Origin of the sequence: Limosilactobacillus equigenerosi DSM 18793 = JCM 14505 (assembly GCF_001311375.1) — a bacterium.
Lineage (GTDB): Bacteria > Bacillota > Bacilli > Lactobacillales > Lactobacillaceae > Limosilactobacillus > Limosilactobacillus equigenerosi.
The window spans coordinates 119,444-139,674 of record NZ_BBAS01000001.1; the positions used below are offsets into that span (position 1 = coordinate 119,444).

11 protein-coding genes and 8 pseudogenes are annotated in these 20,231 nt (G+C 41.3%); 7 read left to right on the top strand and 12 right to left on the bottom strand.

The genetic code is table 11. The features are described from left to right. Positions 1–81: 81 nt before the first annotated feature. Together JCM14505_RS00640 and JCM14505_RS00645 are read right to left on the bottom strand one after the other, a co-directional pair. Positions 82–699 carry an Lreu_0056 family protein gene (locus JCM14505_RS00640; RefSeq protein ID WP_054652151.1) on the bottom strand — a complete coding sequence of 206 codons (618 nt, stop codon included), beginning with the start codon at positions 697–699 and terminating at the stop codon, positions 82–84. Then, a pseudogene (locus JCM14505_RS00645) lies at positions 699–1,266 on the bottom strand (DNA-3-methyladenine glycosylase I). The gene JCM14505_RS00640 and the pseudogene JCM14505_RS00645 overlap by 1 nt, the downstream one beginning before the upstream one ends. A gap of 193 nt (positions 1,267–1,459) precedes the next feature. On the opposite strand from JCM14505_RS00645, the gene JCM14505_RS00650 reads away from it, so the two are divergent. Continuing rightward, positions 1,460–1,960: a helix-turn-helix domain-containing protein gene (locus JCM14505_RS00650; RefSeq protein ID WP_054652153.1), complete on the top strand. Its 501-nt coding sequence runs from the start codon at positions 1,460–1,462 to the stop codon at positions 1,958–1,960. A gap of 56 nt (positions 1,961–2,016) precedes the next feature. On the opposite strand, the pseudogene JCM14505_RS00655 reads toward JCM14505_RS00650, so the two are convergent. The 6 genes and pseudogenes from JCM14505_RS00655 to JCM14505_RS10240 all read right to left on the bottom strand — a co-directional run bounded on the left by JCM14505_RS00655 (position 2,017) and on the right by JCM14505_RS10240 (position 6,855). Then, positions 2,017–3,416 (bottom strand): annotated as a pseudogene (locus JCM14505_RS00655) (ATP-binding protein). Between the two features lie 214 nt (positions 3,417–3,630). Beyond that, complete coding sequence (locus tag JCM14505_RS00660) at positions 3,631–4,014, bottom strand: DUF3021 family protein (protein WP_054652155.1); 384 nt, start codon at positions 4,012–4,014, stop codon at positions 3,631–3,633. A 1-nt stretch (position 4,015) separates the two neighbouring features. Then, positions 4,016–4,465 (bottom strand): LytTR family DNA-binding domain-containing protein, encoded by a 450-nt coding sequence (locus JCM14505_RS00665; protein ID WP_054652157.1) that lies wholly within the window; start codon positions 4,463–4,465, stop codon positions 4,016–4,018. A gap of 3 nt (positions 4,466–4,468) precedes the next feature. Beyond that, the gene (locus tag JCM14505_RS00670; protein WP_054652159.1) at positions 4,469–5,326 is read right to left on the bottom strand and encodes an ABC transporter permease; all 858 of its coding nucleotides are present in this window, start codon (positions 5,324–5,326) and stop codon (positions 4,469–4,471) included. Then, positions 5,326–6,181, bottom strand: a pseudogene (locus JCM14505_RS00675) (ABC transporter ATP-binding protein). The gene JCM14505_RS00670 and the pseudogene JCM14505_RS00675 overlap by 1 nt, the downstream one beginning before the upstream one ends. A gap of 311 nt (positions 6,182–6,492) precedes the next feature. Next, on the bottom strand, positions 6,493–6,855 hold the full coding sequence (locus tag JCM14505_RS10240; RefSeq protein WP_082405574.1) for an acyl-CoA thioester hydrolase/BAAT C-terminal domain-containing protein: 363 nt from the start codon (positions 6,853–6,855) through the stop codon (positions 6,493–6,495). 246 nt (positions 6,856–7,101) lie between these two features. Here JCM14505_RS10240 and JCM14505_RS00680 point away from each other — a divergent pair. The 3 genes and pseudogenes from JCM14505_RS00680 to JCM14505_RS08540 form a co-directional block, all read left to right on the top strand. Next, positions 7,102–8,253 (top strand): annotated as a pseudogene (locus tag JCM14505_RS00680) (trans-sulfuration enzyme family protein). A gap of 12 nt (positions 8,254–8,265) precedes the next feature. Beyond that, positions 8,266–9,384: a trans-sulfuration enzyme family protein gene (locus JCM14505_RS00685; RefSeq protein WP_054652161.1), complete on the top strand. Its 1,119-nt coding sequence runs from the start codon at positions 8,266–8,268 to the stop codon at positions 9,382–9,384. Positions 9,385–9,492: 108 nt separating this feature from the next. Beyond that, positions 9,493–9,876, top strand: a pseudogene (locus tag JCM14505_RS08540) (IS30 family transposase); the annotation flags it as partial. A gap of 221 nt (positions 9,877–10,097) precedes the next feature. Here JCM14505_RS08540 and guaA read toward each other — a convergent pair. Beyond that, positions 10,098–11,649: pseudogene (gene guaA, locus JCM14505_RS00695) on the bottom strand (glutamine-hydrolyzing GMP synthase). A 148-nt stretch (positions 11,650–11,797) separates the two neighbouring features. Here guaA and JCM14505_RS00700 point away from each other — a divergent pair. From JCM14505_RS00700 to JCM14505_RS00710, 3 genes are read left to right on the top strand one after another with little or no spacing between them, the layout of a single operon-like run. After that, positions 11,798–12,403 (top strand): GTP pyrophosphokinase, encoded by a 606-nt coding sequence (locus JCM14505_RS00700; protein ID WP_054652165.1) that lies wholly within the window; start codon positions 11,798–11,800, stop codon positions 12,401–12,403. A gap of 2 nt (positions 12,404–12,405) precedes the next feature. Next, positions 12,406–13,095, top strand: coding sequence for a response regulator transcription factor (locus JCM14505_RS00705; RefSeq protein WP_054652167.1), 690 nt, complete (start codon positions 12,406–12,408; stop codon positions 13,093–13,095). Then, positions 13,085–14,323, top strand: coding sequence for a sensor histidine kinase (locus JCM14505_RS00710; RefSeq protein ID WP_061209639.1), 1,239 nt, complete (start codon positions 13,085–13,087; stop codon positions 14,321–14,323). The genes JCM14505_RS00705 and JCM14505_RS00710 overlap by 11 nt, the downstream gene beginning before the upstream one ends. A gap of 410 nt (positions 14,324–14,733) precedes the next feature. Here JCM14505_RS00710 and coaA read toward each other — a convergent pair whose 3' ends face one another. The 3 genes and pseudogenes from coaA to helD all read right to left on the bottom strand — a co-directional run bounded on the left by coaA (position 14,734) and on the right by helD (position 20,195). Then, a complete protein-coding gene (coaA, locus tag JCM14505_RS00715; protein ID WP_054652169.1) occupies positions 14,734–15,657 on the bottom strand; it encodes a type I pantothenate kinase in 924 nt (307 codons plus the stop codon). A gap of 66 nt (positions 15,658–15,723) precedes the next feature. Next, a pseudogene (locus JCM14505_RS00720) lies at positions 15,724–17,816 on the bottom strand (LTA synthase family protein). A gap of 82 nt (positions 17,817–17,898) precedes the next feature. After that, positions 17,899–20,195, bottom strand: a pseudogene (gene helD / locus JCM14505_RS00725) (RNA polymerase recycling motor HelD). Positions 20,196–20,231 lie beyond the last annotated feature (36 nt).

A 20,231-nucleotide genomic window follows, 5' to 3' on the forward strand; every position in this document is an offset into this window, starting at 1 on the left:
ACCCTAATATTGATTATTATTATCGTAATATTTAGCCAACTAAAAAGGACCGAAGTCAAAAAAACTTCCGTCCTTCTAATTCTACTCATCCACTTTAATCTGGCTCGCAATCCATTGCACACCTTGTCGTTGCGTTGCACTTTGATAACTACTTGCTAATAATTCCTGCTTCGAAATTGTACTTTGTTCGTAACCTTGTTGATAAGTTGGTAAATCAGGATCTTCCTTAATTTTCCAAACTGTTATCTGATCACCAGCTACTTTAAAGAACAAATCACTAGCGGCAGTGCCAAAGCCAATTTGCTGCCGTCCTTGATTGTCTTTGGTCAAAATCATACTGCTAGCACCAGTCAGTTCTGTCTGCGGATAATATTTCCAATAGAGCATTATTGCTAATTCCGCTGGCGAAATCTCATTCGTTGATGATGCTTGACTGTTAGTTGCTTGCTGACTACTAATCTTAGCTGGAGGCATTGAATCCAGCGGTTGATTAGCTTGATAGTGTTCATAGCCACAGATTCCTGCGACCGCAATCACGACGAACCCGAATAACCACCAACCAAGGTATCGATGGCTAACTGGTTCTGCTACTTTAATCACGTTCGTTGCCTTCGGGGTTGGTTTAACTAACGTTCCACATTTCCCACAAAATTTAATTCCAGGCGTTAATTCACTTTCACAGCGATGACAATATTGCATTACTTCGCTCCTTCTTTAAACTGACAACTGACTAAATGATCATTCACGAGTCCAATCGCTTGTAAATACGAATACGTCGTCACCGGTCCCATGAATTTAAAGCCGGCTTTTTTTCAACGCTTTCGCTACCGTTTGCGCCACCGCTGTTTGACTCGGAACATCCGCCATCGTTGCCGGATAATTAATGATCGACGCTGGAATTAATTCCGTTAACAACGCCCCTAACGTTTGCCCTTGTTGATGCCAAGCAATTAAAATTTGGGCATTATTGATCGCCGCTTCAATTTTACCCCGATGACGAATAATCCCCGGATTTTGGAGCAAGTTTGCAATGTCAGTTTCGGTAAATCCTGCCACTTTAGCCACCTCAAAATTAGCGAATGCTTGGCGAAACGCAGCTCGTTTCTTTAAGACAATTTCCCACGACAACCCCGCTTGGAACGATTCCAATACCATCATCTCATAAAGATAGTCCTCGTTTAAATTTAGTTTTCCCCATTCTTGATCATGGTAAGTTTGCATTAATTCACTTGTTTGGGCCCATGGACACCGACTTTGATTTTCCATTTTATCCTCGCTTCGTACTTATATATATAAATTATGATTAGTATACTAAATTCTAGTTGTTTAGGCGAATTTCCCGGGAAATAACCGCCAAAACCACTGACGGAGAAGTGGCGGGTGACTGGCGGAAAGCTGGCGTGGCATTTTGAGTCGTTCGCCGTATAATTAAGACAAAGTTAAGTAAGGAGGCACTACCATGAGTGACAACAAAATCAAGACTTTTCGGAAACAACAAAATCTTTCACAAGAACAACTCGCCGAAAAAGCCCAAGTTTCCCTTCGCACCATTCAACGCTTAGAAGCCGGCGAAGAAACTAACACCACGACCTTAAACTTAGTCGCGGGGGCATTAGGCGTTGAAGTTAGTGACCTTGCTTCCCACGATGATTCTGAACAACATCAAGCTAAATTAGCGGACGCTGACGAACAGCTGCAACTCCAACTCCATGATCGCCATGATGAGTACAAAATGTATCGAACTTTCTATACCGTGGGCTACATCATCGTCATGTTTGCATGGGGCGCTTGTTTACCGCTCGTCCATAATGAAATTGCTAAATCCATTATGGGAGTCTTTTGGATTGGTGGTTGGATTATTTTTGGTGCCGGTCGCCGTTGGTTAACCTTATATAAACTCAATCCTAAATTAGATCAAAAATACCCCCTCACCGTTAATCGCCTTGATAAAAATAAATAATTTAACCCTGCGTCTAACTTCCGGCGCAGGGTTTATTAATTACTGATTGTACTTAATTACATCTCGGTAAACGTAATTAAATGACAGTTAACTTGTTTGGCTAATTGCTGACATTGCTCCGTAAAGCCATGTTTAGCAAATAAATAGAAGTGTTTTTGCGGGTACGAAAACAACCGACTCCGTTCAATTAATTTTTCTAAAACTGACACTGGCACTAATTCATTACGCCACTTACATTCACCAAAATAACCATTTAATGCCGCTTCATCAAAACCAACAATGTCCATTTCCACTGCCTCACGTTTTTTTGGCATCCGTCCCCCACCAATTACCTAATTCGATAAATGGGGTTGGTACTACTTCGGGTTGATATATGTGGTCCCACAAGTAATTCTGCGATAATTTTTCAAATTCTGGACCCATAAAGTGAGGTAGCAATTGCATAATTTGATCCAAGACGGGTTCAATTAGTCCTCGTTCAATCTGACTAACTCGTCTTCCCACAAAGGTATACCAAAATCGAAACATTCCATCGTTAATAACATACACTGATTTCCGGCTGCGTGCCTTCCCCAATTCCGTCACCGGAACTTTTTTCGCAATAATTCCTAAATCAATTAAATTATCCAAGTACTTACTTAAGCCCCCACTAGCAATCCCGGTTTTCGTTGCGATTTCTCCTTGGCGACTTGCTCCAGCTGCGATAGCTGAAATAATTGAATTGTAATTAGCTGGTTCCCGCAGTTCTTGATTTAAAAGACTGCTTGGTTCCGCAAATAAAATCGCATTGGGATTTAAGTAATTATCAGCAATATTATCCCGAATCCCTTTATTAGCTGACATCAACGATAAGTACATCGGAATGCCACCCGTAATTGCATTCAAGATAAAGACATCCTCCGCCGGCAAACTAGGAAAGTAGGCTTGGGCCTCAGCAAACGAAAATGGTTGCAGCTTAATTTGAGCCGTCCGGCGTCCATACAGCGGGCTTTGGTACCCTAAGACTTGATTTTCCATAAACGACATCGAACTACCGCACAAAATAATAAATAAATTGGTTTGCTTAAAATATAGATCAATATACGATTGCAACATTGAGCTAATTGGCGGGTAAGCCTGTGCCAGATACGGAAATTCATCAATTACTAATACTACTTTTTCCCGTTGTGAAATCCGAACTAATTTTTTTAAAGGCTTGCTCGAAATTAGCAAAACTTGGCGCATCTAAACCATCATCATCCCGATAATTATTAATAGCATCTGAAAAACGTTCTAAATTTTCTGTCGCACTTTCCTCTAATCCCGTGAAATAAATTGTCGCTTTATCTTTAACAAACTCATTAATCAGTGAGGTCTTCCCAATCCGTCGGCGTCCATAAACAATCGCACACTGGAATTGGTCAGCTTGGTATAAATCATTTAAAACTTGTAATTCTTTTTTTCGACCAATAAACATCTGTGGTCACCTCCTCCCTAAATTATATTTAACTATTTCGCATTTTACAACCTTACGATATTGTAACTTATGATATTGCAGAACGTACGGTTGCTATTTGCAGAAAAATTAACAATCCGAGGCATTAAACATCAAATCATAGCCCTGCAAACTAATTCATTGCCGAGCTAGGATTTTTAATTTTACAAACTCAACCTTAAAAAAAGCTGAAAATCTATTTGGATGCCTTTATTTTTTTATTAATTTCACTCACTACTCGTTTTTGTTCCAAAACAATGATTACCCAAATCACAACATAAATCAGAAGGAACAAACAGATTGATTGCCAATTAACCGGCCAACTATTAATTACTACCATGATTAAAAACAAACTAAATGTTCCTAATAAATGAATCCCCATGGAAATCATTAATGGTAAATCAGATTTTAAAATCATTGATAAAATCCCTATCAACCCTGATATCACAAATACTGAACCGACCCCAGTTACGGTTGGAGCTACCCCCGGATATAAAAACGTTAATATCAACAAGTAACTACTAGCCCCAAAGCCAATTCCAGTCACTATATACTCCAATACTTTACTAATCCACTTCATTTTAAAGCCCTAGTTTCCTTTCTAAATTCACCAAATATCGTCTTGAAATATCCGATCGTAAATTAACGGCTAGCATCGCCACCATATTGCCCGCAAAGCCACTTTCAATCGACTCCAAATAATTCAAATTAATAATCGAATGCCGAGAGACTTGGACAAAATCTTCGCTTAAATTTTCTAATACTTGGTATAACCGGCCATTAGCTTTCACCACCTGCTGCGTCGTGTAATACATTAAAACATTTCCTTGAACTTCAACTTTAACTAACTGATCAACTTTAATCGTAATAATCCGCTCAAGCGTCTTAACCGGAATTATACGTTGTTCCTGTGGTTTAAAATTACTAATATAATCAATTAATTTATCAATCGTATCAGTTTGGGTGGCCGCTTTAATTTCGATTTCGATTTCATCGTCTACTGATCCATTTGGTTGAAAGGTAATTTTCAATTTTTAAACGCTCCTTCTCCGGTTAAACAGCCATGACATGATAACAATAATAATTATTAAAATTAACATCATCCCCAGCATAATATAAAGATCATCAATCCGTTTTAATTGATAACCGTTAATTTTAAAGTAGATTCCCAAGTAATCAATCATTTGGTATCTAAGTTTAGCTGATAAATCATGCTGACTGACTTGATTAAGCAACAAACTCCGTAACGCTGCTGCTTCATAACTACTTGGCACTAATTTTACCAAAGCTTGTGTATGGGATGTCAACGCTCCATATGGTAAATAAGTGGCAACATCAAAACCCGCAATTGCCCCAATAATGGATGATAACCGACTAAACGTCGTTGATGAATGAATAAACAAAATAATAATGAGGTTTAATAAAGTAGCAACTAACGAACCAAGCCCCATATATCCTAACGACGGCCAAATCACTCCCGTAGGAATCAAAATTCGATCAACCAGTTTGAAATACCCCATCATTACCAATAGCGTAATAACTTGCATCATAAAACTAATTAGCGTCCCTGATAATACATACGCTAAATTTTGCTTAACTACGGATACATCGGTCAAACTCAAATCATCAATCGTCCGGGATTCTCGATCTTTAACTAATTGTCCTAACGCTTGAAAAGAAGTTGTAATGCCAGCAATACTGACAATTCCCGCCGTCATCCACAAATCTAGTAATTCCTTAATATTAGAAATCAATTTCCAATTAGCTTCCAAATTCGATTGTAAAAAACCAATAAAGATAACAAAGGAAATTAACGCGCCTAAACAAGACATTACCACCCCAGCTCGATTCGAAAAATAAATTTTAATATTTCGTTGGACTAATGCCACCATTATTGCAACTCCTTTCCTGTTACTGCAATGAATGCATCATCAATTGATCCCTGGCGATATTCAAACTCAATAATGTCCGTCTGAAATTCCTGCAATAACTTTAAAACTGCTTGCGTTGATAATGAACTTACTTCCACCTTTCCGGCATTAATTACTTTAGCTTGATAATTATTCAATAACTTTTCTGGGTTCGCCATTGCAATTGTTAATTTCGAAGGGGCATATTGCTGCTTAATTTCACTCGCTGACCCTTTAACTAACAGCTGACCATTTTCAAGAATATACATTTGATCTGCATTGGCAGCTTCTTCAAGATAATGCGTTGTCAAAAAAATCGTTAAACCATACGCTGTTTGTAATTGTTGCAATAAATTCCAAATGGCTAATCTAGTTTGCAAATCCAGTCCAGTGGTCGGTTCATCTAAAAATAATAAATCTGGTTTATCAATCAGAGCCCGTACAATATCAACTCGTCTTTTTTTGACCACCCGACAACATTCCATATTTCTGAGATAAAAACTTTTTCACCCCAATCACCTCAATCAATTGCGCCAACCATTCTTTAGAGGCGTGTTTATATAATCGTAAGCGTAAATTTAAATTATCACTAACGGTTAAGCTATCATCTAAAACACTAGTTTGAAACACGACCCCCATTTTTAAATTTTGGGCATACGTAATCCTCCCCTCTGTTGGGGCTAATAATCCCATTAAAATATTTATCGTGGTCGATTTTCCCGCTCCATTAGTACCTAAATAAGCAACTAATTGTCCTTGATCAATATTTAAATTAACATTCTTTAAAACCGTTTTTTTACCGTAACGTTTCGTTAAATTTCTTGCTTCAATCAACATTTCAAGTTAATTTCCTTTCTTGTCTATGTTGATAGCATACAAATTTAACCATCATCCGTATCGCGTAACTTGATAACTGGTTTAGGTATTGACATAAAAGGTATTAATTCATACATCAATTTGAATTTCAAATCGATAAAAATTAATTTGACCATGTCATTAATTAAAAATCCACCACTTAGAATATTAAAATTCTGAATGGTGGATCTCATTTTAAATCTAATCTATAAAAACTACCAAAAACTGCTATTATTTTGTTGAATCCAATAATTACCTTAACGCCAATTACCCAAACATCTTATAAATTATGTTTAAAAAAAATTAACCGTATCGAACCATGAACGATAGGCATCTTGCATTACGCTTACTTTATTTCTTTTGCTATATCTATTATTAGGCTGAAAAGGTATTGTTAACATATGTCCACTATTCTGAAAACTTTTGATAACCACACTTACATTATTATGGTTATTTTCTATTCTGTTCTTTAGCAAAATGCACGATTTATAGGAATCCCAAACCTCATCTTCAACACTACAAATAAGAGAATCTAATATATTTTGAGTTGATTTCTTCTTGACATTCGTATGAATACGTTCTATATTATTAGAAAATTCTAATCTTTTTATAATGATGCGTTGATGAGAAGAGTAAGGGTAACTAACTTCTAACAGTGACTACTAATGGTGAGAAGGTAGGTATTTGGTTACCGTGAAGATGAGCTCTGAGCAATGATGAATGGTCAGAACGACTGGCTATGATTCCGGAAGGATCCGTTACCATCCCTGGTATTTAAGATTACTTTCTTAAGTACTGTTGAGGCTGATAGTAATATCAGTGAATTTGGGTGGTACCACGTTATTGACGTCCCTAGGTGAGATTTCTTACCTAGGGATTTTTTAGTTAAGGAGGAAATAATAATGACTGAATTTAATACCAAATTAGTCCATCAACCGGCGCAACATGATAATAATACCGGTGCCGTTACCGTTCCAATTTATAAGGCCACGACCTTTAAATATCCAGAAGTGTGTGCACAAATCAAAGACGATTATTCACGTTCAGGTAACCCAACGCGACGGGCGGTTGAAGAGCAATTAGCTGCTTTGGAGGAAGGCGATTACGGCTTTTGTTTTTCGTCGGGAATGGCAGCGATCCATGCCGCACTGGCAATCTTTAAAAAAAAGGTGATCACTTGCTTGTTGGAAACCAGATTTATGGCGGGACATTTCGGCTACTTCATGAATTCTTTAAGCGGTGGGGGTTAACGATTACTGCTGTTGATACCCGAGATTTAAGTGCCATCGAACAGGCGATTCAGCCAAATACCAAGGCAATCTATTTTGAGCCAGTTACTAATCCGTTACTTAAGGTAACTTCAATCAGTCAGGTTTCCCAGTTAGCGCATCAATATAATTTATTAACAATTGTTGATAATACCTTCTTAAGTCCTTATCTGTTGCGACCACTGAATCTTGGTGCAGACATCGTCATTCATAGTGCAACAAAGTATCTTTAGGGGCATTCTGATATTTCCGCAGGAGCAGTGGTAGTTAGAGACCAATCTTTGGCAGAACGGGTTTACTTTATTCAAAATGCTCTGGGTGCAGTTCTTTCTCCTGAAGACAGCAATGAGCTAGCAAGGGGAATCAAAACACTCGGGATCCGTCTTGAACGTCAAATGGAGAATGTAAAAAGGATTATTCATTACCTTCAAGAATCAAATGCGGTTCAAAAAAATTTACTATCCTGGACTATCCGATCTTCCGGGATACCAAGAATTACGAAAAGAGGCCCGGGGAGCTGGAGGAGTATTTTCATTTGAGCTTACTGAACAGGTTAACCCGAGTGAGTTCGTTAACCACCTTCAACTATTTAAGTTAGCAGTTAGTTTAGGTGCCGTAGAAAGCCTGGTGGAGCTTCCAAGTAAGATGAGTCACGCTGAGTTAACCCCTGAAGAACAACTTGCTGCTGGTATTAAGCCGGGATTAATTCGGATGTCTGTCGGAATTGAAGATTATCGTGACCAAGTTAGTGATATTCAACAGGCATTCGAAAAGGCCCACAATTAGGAGGAAATCTTTATGTGTAAACAATCAATTGAAACAATCACTGCTCAAGCAGGAAGTCACTTAGACGGAAATAAGGCAGTTGCTTTACCGTTGTATTTTTCCTCAAATTATCGTCACGAATCACTAGCAGAGGCAAAAAGCTTTGATCCCCATCAAGGCTACACTTATTCACGAATTGCTACGCCTAACCGTTCCGTCCTTGAGCAAACGATGGCAAAACTAGAAGGTGGCACTGCTGGATTTGCCCTTAGTTCAGGGATGGCTGCTATTCAACTAGCCCTCAGTATTTTGAAAACAGGCGATCAATTAATTTCTTTGAATGACTTATATGGTGGAGACTTTCGTTATTTCCGTTATCTTCATAAACATTTTGGGATTAATTTTGACCAGTGGGATGGCCAACGGATTAGTGATTTACTACAGAAGATTACTCCACGGACAAAGGTAATTTGGTTAGAAACGCCATCTAATCCAACGATGAAAAAACTGAACATTGCTAAAATTGCTGCAGCAGTTCACAGTAAAAATACGCAAATTTTGGTGATCGTTGATAACACTTTCTATACACCGGTTTATCAGCGACCACTAACTGAAGGGGCGGATGTGGTTGTTCACTCGGCAACTAAGTACCTTTCTGGACATAATGATCTTTTGGGCGGAATTCTGGTTTGTAAGGACCGGAAGTTAGCGAAAGAATATTTTGAGTACTATATTACGACTGGTGATACGCTTGATTCTTTTGATTCATGGTTATTATTGCGAAGCCTGAAAACTCTAACAATCCGAGTTAAGCAGCACACGAAAAATGCCCAGGCAATTGTTAAATACTTAAAGGATGAACCCCGGATTGATAAGGTCCTTTATCCGGGGCAAGGTGGTATGATTAGTTTCTATGTAAAGGATGAAGCGGATGTAACAAGACTCCTTGACAATGTCAAAATTATTACTTTTGCCGAGAGCCTTGGTGGAGTTGAAAGTCTAATTACAATCCCGTACTACCAGACACATGCCGATGTTGAAATTGAGCAACGCCAGCGACTAGGAATTACCCCAAAGTTGCTTCGGTTGTCGGTAGGACTTGAAGCAGCTGATGACTTAATAGAAGATTTAAAACAAGCATTGGATTCTTGATAAAAATAATGACCTTTAGAGTTCAGACTTTGCCGAGCTCTAAAAGGCCTTTTACGTATTATATAAGTTTTATTTCGGCAGATTGTAAAATTTAAGTTGAACATTTAAGTGGACAGAAAAACCCATCAAGGACGTTTCATGAGATATATCGCTAACTACTTAGGCTTTAGTAAGACCACGATCTTTAACGAACTTCACCGGCTAATCAGTCACGGCCGCTAAATTGAGGAGCGGCCTCATAAAATCGAAACTCGCCAGGAATTTGGTCACTTTGAAGCTGACACCGTGCTTTCTGGCAAACGTAAAGGTCAAGCTGTGGAGCGTAAGAGTCGCCTGACCATTGTTAAACGGCTCCATGGTCGCTACAGTCAGTCCTTGACTCAAGCCGTTTTGGAACTAGCTAGTCAACTTCAAGATAAGCTAAAAACGCTTACTGTGGATCATGGAAAAGAGTTTGCTAATTACCAGGCAATTGAGCAGCTAACTGGTACTAATGAAATGAATGTTTCAATACAACTAAACTTGATACGTTTTTTTATTTCCTCAAATGTCAAATTAAGTTAGAAAAAGCACCCAGCTTTTACACTGAATGCTTTCTTCATATGGCAAACACTTTGGCAAACAACCATATTGAATTAACAGTTTTTTTCGTAGGTATTCCTTTTTCTAAAGCCTATAATAACGGCTTTCCCCCACCAAGTTATATTATATCTTTATTCCCATTCAATCGTGGAAGGCGGTTTACTCGTAACATCGTATAGAATTCGGTTCACATGATCAACTTCATTCACAATCCGTGTCGAAACCGTTTGGAGAACTTCCCATGGTAACTTAGCAAAGTCAGCCGTCATCCCGTCAATACTCGTGACCGCGCGAATCCCGACGGCATAATCATATGTCCGACCATCACCCATCACCCCAACGGATTTCATATTCGTCAAGACGGTGAAATATTGCCAAACGTCTTTGGTTAAGCCAGCTTTTTTAATTTCTTCCCGTAAAATGGCATCACTTTCGCGGACAATCGCCAATTTTTCGGGCGTCACTTCGCCTAAGACCCGAATCCCTAAGCCTGGGCCAGGGAATGGTTGGCGCCAAACGAGGTCATGTGGTAAGCCAAGTTGTTCCCCAAGGGCGCGCGCTTCGTCCTTAAAGAGCGTCCGCAGTGGTTCGATTAACTCAAAGCCTAATTCTTTTGGCAATCCTCCAACATTATGGTGCGACTTAATCGTTTGGGCGGTATCAGTCCCACTTTCAATCACATCCGTGTACAACGTCCCTTGGGCTAAAAAGTCGGCATCCTTTAACTTGCGGGCTTCGTCATTAAACACTGCCACAAATTCGCGCCCAATGATTTTCCGCTTTTGTTCGGGTTCAGCCACTCCTTGCAGGGCCGTTAAGAACCGTTCACTAGCATCAACTTTGACAATTTTAATGCCCAAACCATCCGCTAAGGCCGCCATCACTTGATCGGCTTCATTTTTCCGCAACAGTCCGTGGTCAACAAAAATCGCCGTTAATTGATCCCCAACCGCACGTTGAAGTAAGGCGGCCGTCACCGAAGAATCAACCCCGCCGGAAATCCCAAGAATTACTTTTTTTGTCCCCAACTTGTTCGCGAATTTCCGCCACTTGGCGCTCAATAAAGTCGGCCATCGTCCAATTAGCTTGAGCACCACAAACTTGCTTGGCAAAATTAGCTAACATTTGGTTCCCAAATTCCGAATGCCGGACTTCAGGGTGGAATTGTAACGCATAGAATTGGCGCGCTTCATCCGCCATGGCTGCCACCGGACAATTTTCACTCGTGGCAATCACTTTAAACCCAGTCGGGACGGTGGTTACTTTATCCCCGTGACTCATCCACACCGTTTGCGTTGTTGGCAAATCCTGAAATAGCAATGATTGTTCATCCGTTACTGTAATCGCCGCCCGGCCATATTCCGAATCATCCGCGGCCGATACCGTTCCGCCTAATTCATTGGCCATTAATTGCATCCCATAACAAATCCCCAAGATGGGAATTCCCAACTTAAAAATGGCCGGATCAACTTTAAACGCATCGGTCGCGTAAACACTATTGGGTCCCCCCGAAAAGATGATTCCCTTCGGATTAAAGGCCTTAATTTCAGCAATACTCATTTGATGTGAGCGTAGTTCCGAATAAATGCCGAGTTCTCGAATTCGCCGGGTAATCAATTGATTGTATTGACTTCCGAAATCGAGGACTAAAATCTTATCAACATCGACTGCTTGTGTCGTCATCATCAGTTCTCCTTTTTAATTAACGAGGGGTGGCTAAAATTATCCGTATTGTACGTTCATTTCTCTCCTAGGTCAATCACTGATAGATAAATTTCGCAATTAATTCTAACTTGCTATAATTTAATCAATTAATTAGAGGAGTTAACTTATGAATATTTATGGTGACCAGGCACAATATTTGCCGTTAATTTTAACCGATTTAGAAGACCGCTTAACCGATCTCAATCAGGCCCAACCAACTAAATTATATGAACATTTAATTGGCCGCGTAAAAGCTGAACCTAGCATGATTGAAAAATGTCACCGCAAAGGGTATCCAGTCACTGCCCACAGTGCCCTGCGTGAATGTAAGGACGCAATTGCCATCCGCCTCGTTTGTCGCTTTATCGAAGACGTCTACACCACGGTTGCCGTTTTAAAGCAACTTGATTGGGCGCAAGTCGTAACCGAAAAAGATTACATTAAGAATGCCAAACCCAACGGCTACCGGAGTTATCACCTGATTTTAGCGGTTACTACCCCGTATCCCGACGTTGATGGTCACACGCCCGGGCAATACTTTGTCGAAATTCAACTCCGCACGATTGCCATGGATTCATGGGCCAGTTTGGAACACGAACTGAAGTACAAACAAAATATCGACCATCCCGAACGAATTGCCAAAGAATTGCAACGCTGTGCCGAAGAACTGGCAGCGTGTGATTTACAAATGCAAACCATTCGCCACTTAATTCACCAAGATGAGGAGGCCTAACGATGAAAATTTTAGTTGCTGAAGACCAAGCCGACTTGGCCCGCTTACTCCAAATTGCCATTGAACGCCAAGGTTTTACCGTTGACATTGCAAATAACGGCCAAGTTGCAGTTGACCTCGCCACGCAACATGCTTACGACGTCATGATTTTAGATATTATGATGCCCGTTAAGGACGGCTTAACCGCCCTTAAAGAATTACGTCAAGCCGGCAATGATACCTATGTAATTATGCTTACTGCGATGGCGGAAATCGATGATCGCGTAACTGGGCTCGATGCTGGGGCCGATGACTATATGACGAAACCCTATTCGATTCAAGAATTAATGGCGCGGCTCCGCTCCCTTGATCGCCGCGATAAACAATTTGAAACCGGCCCAATTAACATTGCCAATTTAACGTTTGACCCCCAAGAACAACGCTTAGTCGCCCACACTTCGGTCCGCTTAGGGGCAACGGAAACGCGTGTCTTAAAACTGCTCCTTGCCAACCCTAATAAAGCCATTCCCGCCAGTCAATTACTTCAAGTTGGCTGGGAGAGCACTGATGGCGCCGACGAAACTGATTTGTGGATTACCGTTTCATATCTCAAGCAAAAGCTGGCAGCGATTGATGCTCACGTGACCATCACTGGGGAACAAAGTGGTCCCTTCACGCTCATCACCACGGTAGGTAATCATCATGATGATTAAACGGCTCCGGCAAACCTTCATTATTACCGCTTCGGCCGCCTTATTGCTCGTCATGTTAATCATGGGGGGCGCGATTGTCGGGATTGCCAATTGGAAAACCGAAACGCGCGCCGAACAAATCATGACCATTTTAGCCCAACATAATGGCGAATTAAGCCACGCGCAGGCTACCCAACTCGCCCATCAAAAGCTCGGCAAGGACTTCACCGCTAACAACGTTTTTCAATACCGTTACGTAATTGCCAGTGAAACGAGTGATCACCAATTAGGAATGATTGATCAGGCTAATTTCCCGAATTTACCTCGGGAAATTATCGCCACCTTAGTAAAACGTGCCCAACAAACCCCCGATAATCACGGGGTGTTATTATTAGGGAAAACCCAATATCGCTTCCAAAAACTAACCGGGCAACCGACGCGGTATTTATTCTTAGATCAAACTGCCATCGCCCAAACGCAGCGTGATTTAACGCGCTTTAGCGTACTGATTGGCTTAATTTGTTGGATAATTTTTACCATCGTGATCATCCTAATTGCCAACCGGGTCTTACAACCCATTATTGCCGCCGAACAACGCCAAAAACGGTTCATCACTAATGCTGGCCATGAATTAAAAACGCCCCTCGCCATTATTAGTGCTAATAATGAAATGGCTGAAATGTTGGACGGTCAAACCGAATGGACCACCAATAATACCCAACAAATCAAGCGATTGACTCGCTTAATTAACAATTTAATTAATTTAGCCCGTTTAGACGAAGATCCCGAAATTAAACTCACCAAAATTGACGCCTCAAGCTTGGTGAATCAAGTTGTCAATGACTTTAAGCCATTACTGGAGAATCAAGGCCTCAAGCTAAATTACCAAGTTAATCAAGGGGTCAAAGTGCTAGCCAACGCCAATTATTACACCGAACTTTGTAATATCTTGCTTGATAATGCCGTGAAGTATTGCGATCAAAATGGGACCGTTACCGTGACCCTAACTAAGCATTCCCGTGGCAGCGAATTAGTCATTGGTAACACTTATCAAGCCGGAGCTAACCAAGATTACACCGAATTCTTTGATCGGTTTTACCGGCAAGATACGGCCCATCAAATTGACGGCCCCGCCGGCTTTGGCATTGGGCTCTCAATGGCGCAAAACCTCGCCACCATCTTTCAAGCTAAATTAGCCGTGACTTATCAACATCAGCAGATTTTCTTTCATGTTAAATTCAGGTCGTGAGATCAGCTATCAAAGCGCCTATTGGCGTAACGATATAAATGGCGTCGGAACTGGCATCGCCAGGTTCGGAGTCATTTTGAGTTAGGCCCTAAGGCGCTGCTGAGCGAACGAAGTTAATATCAGGTCGTGAGCCACGCATCAAGGGAGCCGTGGCCTAACAAGACAAACCGTTGTCACTAGCACCGCTAGGGTCAGCGGTTTTGTCGTAGTTAGGCACTAGGCTTCCGCGTGGCGAACGTAGTTACAATGCTGCCGTCGAAGGTTATCTGCTACGGCAACTTAGTAACTTTGCTCACCGAGCAGCGACTAGGACTAACTAAAAACGGCACCCGATGCATTCGCATCAAGTCCCGTTTATCAGTTAGCCTGACGTCGCCTTTAACGCTCGGTTCGCGACCTAGCCTCACGACCTAGTCCTCTCGTAACGATACCTGGTCAATCACATGATGTTTCGTTTTATGCAAAATCACATCCGCGCGATTTCGAGTCGGCAAAATATAATTATCTAAATTCGGTTGATTGACCGTTTGCCAAACCCGCTTCGCCGTCGCTAATGATTCCATACGCGGTTGTTGCGCCATTTCGTGATAGTAGTTAGTCGGATCTTGAAAGGCGGTTTCCAATAAGGTTTCAAACCGTTCCAAATACCACTGTTGAATCAACTTCGCATCCGCATCAATATAAATTGAAAAATCAAAGAAATCACTCACATATAACCGCTGATTACTTGGCAGTTGTAAAACATTAATTCCTTCCACAATCAAAATGTCTGGTTTCGTAATCACTTGTTCTTTCCCATTAATCACATCATAGACTTGATGGGAATAAACCGGAACTTTAACCTCATCTACCCCGGCGTTAACATCATTTAAAAAGGTCAACAACCGTTCCATGTCATATGATTCGGGAAACCCTTTACGGTGCATAATCCCGCGTCGTTTCAGTTCGGCATTCGGATATAAAAAACCATCCGTCGTCACCATCGATACGTTACGCCACGGCATTAACCGTTGCAGCAGCAATTGTAACAACCGCGCCGTCGTACTTTTACCAACGGCCACCGAGCCGGCAATTCCGATAATAAATGGAATCCGGCGACTCGGTTGGTGTAAAAACGTTAACTTTTGCAGTTGCATCTGTTGATAATTTTGGACTTGCAATTGAATCAATTTAATCAATGTCAAGTAAATTTCTTGGACGTCCGCCAACGAGATTTGATCGTTAACCGACTTAATCGCATCGAGATCGGCTTGCGTTAATACCGGAGCTTGGCCCGGATAAAAACTGTGCCAAGTTGACCGATCAAAGTGGTCATAATTAATCCATTCATCCATTTTAGGGAATCTCCTTTAGACTAAAACAGCGGTCAGACAAGTCCGTCCACCCCGCTGCTAGTTTCCTTATTTAGTTGGGAATTTCAACGTCACCCCATTTAATTCTGGAGCATCCGTTTCGTAATCATCAATTGAATTGCGATGATCGTTTTGGTCGCGCCAACTCGTTGGGTGATCTTTTTGCTGTTGCTTCAAGGCTTTAAGCCCCTTCTTCAAGTTATATGAAACACCCTTCTTTTGCACTTTTTCAAACCCTGGCAAGTGATAGAACCGTAATAAATCCCCGTTTAAGAGCTTATCAGATAAGCCTAATTCCGTCGTCACATAGGCTTGCGTTTTATCAAAAGCTCGTTGTTGGGCCTTGGTTGGGTGCTTAATTTGCTTACCCGTCTTAGTATCAAAGTAATCACCGCCGGCTTCGTGTATTGCGGGGTGACCCAATCACCATTTCTAAACGGCACAATTTGATTATTTTGCGCTGACAATAAGTCTTGCCCAAATTGGATATACTTATCAGAACTAATCCCTAATAAGTCTTCAAGGGTTGGTAAAACATCAATTTCACCACCGTAAGTATCCTTGATACCCCCGTCAATGCCTTCCCCATTAATCATAAATGGGACTTTTTGCCACATCGCCAGGTCGTAATTAGTCACCGACTTCTTCCCTAAAATCTTGGCAATCGCATCCTTATGGTTTTCCGAAATCCCGTAATGATCACCATATAAAACTAGGACCGTGTTTTTCCGCATCCCCGTCTTATCTAAGTAATTTAATAATTCTTGGACTGATTGATCTAAGTAATGCGCGGTTTGCACATATGGATCAACCGTCTTATCCCCAGTGGTCAATTCCGGAAAATCAGTATTCTTCTTATCAATCAAATATGGATAGTGATTCGTCACCGTAATTAACTTAGCGTAAAACGGTTGTGGTAATTGATCTAAGTACTTTGCCGAATACTTCAAGAATAACTTATCTTTGGTCCCATACCCCATATCGGAATCCTTAACTTCTGGGAAATATTCCTTACTAAAGAAGTATTGGTACCCAAATGACTTGTAGGCGTTATCCCGATTCCAAAAACTTGGCACATCCCCGTGGAATGAAGCTGATGAATAACCGAGCTTTTGTTTTAAGAGTGCCGGAGCTGCTTGGAACGTGTTTGACGTCCCATACGTACTCATCGCTGACCCTTCTGGTAACCCATAAAGGGACGTTTCCAACATCAATTCGGCATCACTCGTCTTCCCTTGCCCAACTTGGTTAAAGAAGTTGCTGTATGCTAACGTATTTTGATCGTGATACAACTTATTAATCGTTGGCGTCACTTCCTGGCCATTAACCTTATAGTCAATTAAGAATTGTTGGAAACTTTCCAAGTGCAACACAATAATATTCTTACCTTTGATTTTGCCGTAGTAAGCTTGGTTCGGTTGCGCATAATTCTTCTTGATAAACCGTTCAATTGGCTTCATATCTTGATTGTCAGCTTTTGACCGAACCACACTCGTGCGCGTTGTTTTAATCCCATCATAAATCGTGTAGGCTTCAAGTCCTAAGTACTTCACGATGTAATTATTATCAAACGTCCGCGTTAACAATTGACTTCGATCTCCCTCGGCCATTCCTAGGTTAACCCCAAACAATAGCAATGATAAGGCTGAAATAGTCGCTGCATACCGCCGTTTAAAGGGCCGCATATCAAAGCGAATCACTTTAAAGGCCAATAATAAGATTACGAACACCACATCAAGGTAGACGCAAAAGTCAGTCGGCTGAATAATTTGACTCAAACTCGTGCCTAAATTCCCCGACGCACTTCCGGAGCCTTTAATTACGTTCAAGGTTAAAAAGTCAGAAAATTCTCGGTAGTACAAAATATTCGCTAACAACCACGTTGACACAATGGCATTAACAAGCAACATTAACCAATATGATAACCGGCCCCGGAAATACAGCGCCACCCCTAAAAATAGCAACGCTGCCGGCAACGTATTAAAGGCTAATAAGAATTCTTGCACTGGGCCCTTAACCCCGAGATTAAATTTTGTTTGATATGCCCAGTACATCTTAAGGGCAAATAAGACAACCGTGAACACGAAGAAACCAATCTTCGTATTCAACCCGTTACGAATTTTCTGCCAAGCAGATTTCATGAGTTTTCCTCCGCATATTAAAAATACCAACGCTTATATCATACTATAATTGCTAAATTACAACCTATTATTTTTAACATTCCTAATTTTTCTGATACAACTTTTGATCAACTTGACGAATCAACTCCGTTACCGGACCAATACTCGTCACCGTTAAGTTATGCATTGCCCGCGAACAAATGGTATAAATCAATTGCCGTTCATGGTCCCCCTGGTATTGCGTTTGATTAGCATTCCACACAATGACGGCATCAAATTCCAACCCCTTCGCTAAGTACGATGGCACCACAATCGTTCCTGGTACTAACCGTTGATTTTCCGTCCGAATTAATGTCACCTTTTCGCCACGCGCTTGGAGTAATTCCGTAATCCGCTCACTATCCGCCAAGGTCTTGCCGATAATTGCCGTTGTATCATTGGCTTGACGATCAGTTTGTAGCGTCGCCATCACTTGATCAACCGCCGCCTTTTCATCCGCCAATTCATAAATCAGTGGCAATTCACCTTGCCGCGCAAAGGCTTCAATTTGCTCCCCATCAAGTAACAATTGCTTCGTGAAATCAGTAATTTGTTGCGTTGACCGATAAGATTTCGTTAATTGCACCACCTTCGTATCATCATGACCAAACATTTGACCTAATTGTTGCAACAAAGTATGACTTTGATCATGAGTAAAGATGGCTTGGTTTAGATCCCCTAACAAGGTAAATTTAGCTTTCGGGAAATTAAATTGCAAATAAGCTAGTTGGAAGGCATCGTAATCTTGCACTTCATCGACAAAGACAAACCGCATTTCCCGTTGTCCCCGTTTCCCCGTCAATAAATCGTATAGGTATAAGTAAATACTTACTCCCGCTGCACTTAATTGGCGCTGCTTTAACTTAGCGACTTGTCCGTCAACGTAATTTGTCCAATCAGTAGGGGTTAAGCCGTACGCACTTAAATCGACTAACTTCGGCGTCACCCGTAATAAGTGAACATATTGGGCATTAATATTTAACCACCGGTGATGGTCAATCGCTCGCTTAACGGGCAAGAGCGCTTGCATCACCACCCGCCGAGAAATATATTTATTTTCCGCCGCTTCACTTTCTAATTCACCGGGGTGATCAGCCATCATTTGCCGAAGTTCTTCTTCGCTCAGGGTTTGAATAATTTCTTCCACCCACTTCGCCTTCATTTCGGTTCCTAAACGACCATTGAGGATCTTCATTAATTGTTCTTGCGTCGCATCAATCCGATTTCCCAGGTGATAATTTTGGTTAAACGAATAATAAATTTCAGCAATTTTTTTCCTTCGTAAAGTAGTCCCGGCCTTGGAATTTAATCGGTTTAACCCGTAAATGACCATCACGCCCTAAGCGTTTCGCATACCGGGTGACCGCATTAAAATATTGCCAACTCGTGAGCAGTGCCGTGATTTTTTGGTGGGTCGGAGCTTGATCCGCTTCGAATCGATCTTGAATCGATTCAATTTTAAACTTTGGAACCCGCCGGCTTAAATATTGGAAATACGTCATTTGGACCATATTATGTTCCCCAAGTTCAGGCAAGACTTGATCAATATAGTCATTAAATAATTGGTTCGGGCTAAACATAATCACTTGTGACGCCGTTAAATGTCCCCGATAACGATATAACAGCCACGCTACTCGTTGCAAAATCGCGGCCGTTTTACCGGATCCCGCGGCCCCTTGAACAAATAATAATTTTGCATCCGTATTCCGGATGATTTGGTTTTGTTGCCGTTGGATGGTCGTCACAATGCTCTTCATCTTAGTGCTGGAATGATTATCCAACGCCGCCAAAAGCATTTGGTCGGTCACCGCTTCTTCGGTATCATACATCGTCACAATCACCCCATCCTCAATTTGGAATTGGCGCTTTAATTGGACGTTGACCGTCTGTTCCCCATCTGGCGTTTGGTAAGCAATTTCACCTAACTCACCATCATAATAAATCGATGAAATTGGTGCCCGCCAGTCATACACTAAAAAGTGATCCGGCGAATCAGCAAATGACGCTAACCCAATATAAATCGTTTCGGCGGGCCGGTCGGGAGTTTCTTGAAAATCAATCCGAGCAAAGTAAGGCTTCGCTTGCAAGCGTTCAAGCGTTGTCACTTGATCAGCCGCATGTTGCCACGTATTTTCCCGTTCATCGAGTAATTGTTGTTGCGCCCGCACTGACATGGCGGTATCCATCATCCCCGAATACGTTGAGGTATTCATGCGAATATCATCAAATCCCTTTTGGATATCTGACATTTCGCGCTTGGTTTTCCCTAATTTTTGTTGGGCAACTTGTTTTGCGTGGTCAATTTTTTTCAATTACGTCATCCAATCGATGTTGTTCATAACTTTTAATATCCACGGTTATTTCATCCTCGCTCTGTAAAAACTTGATATTCTATTA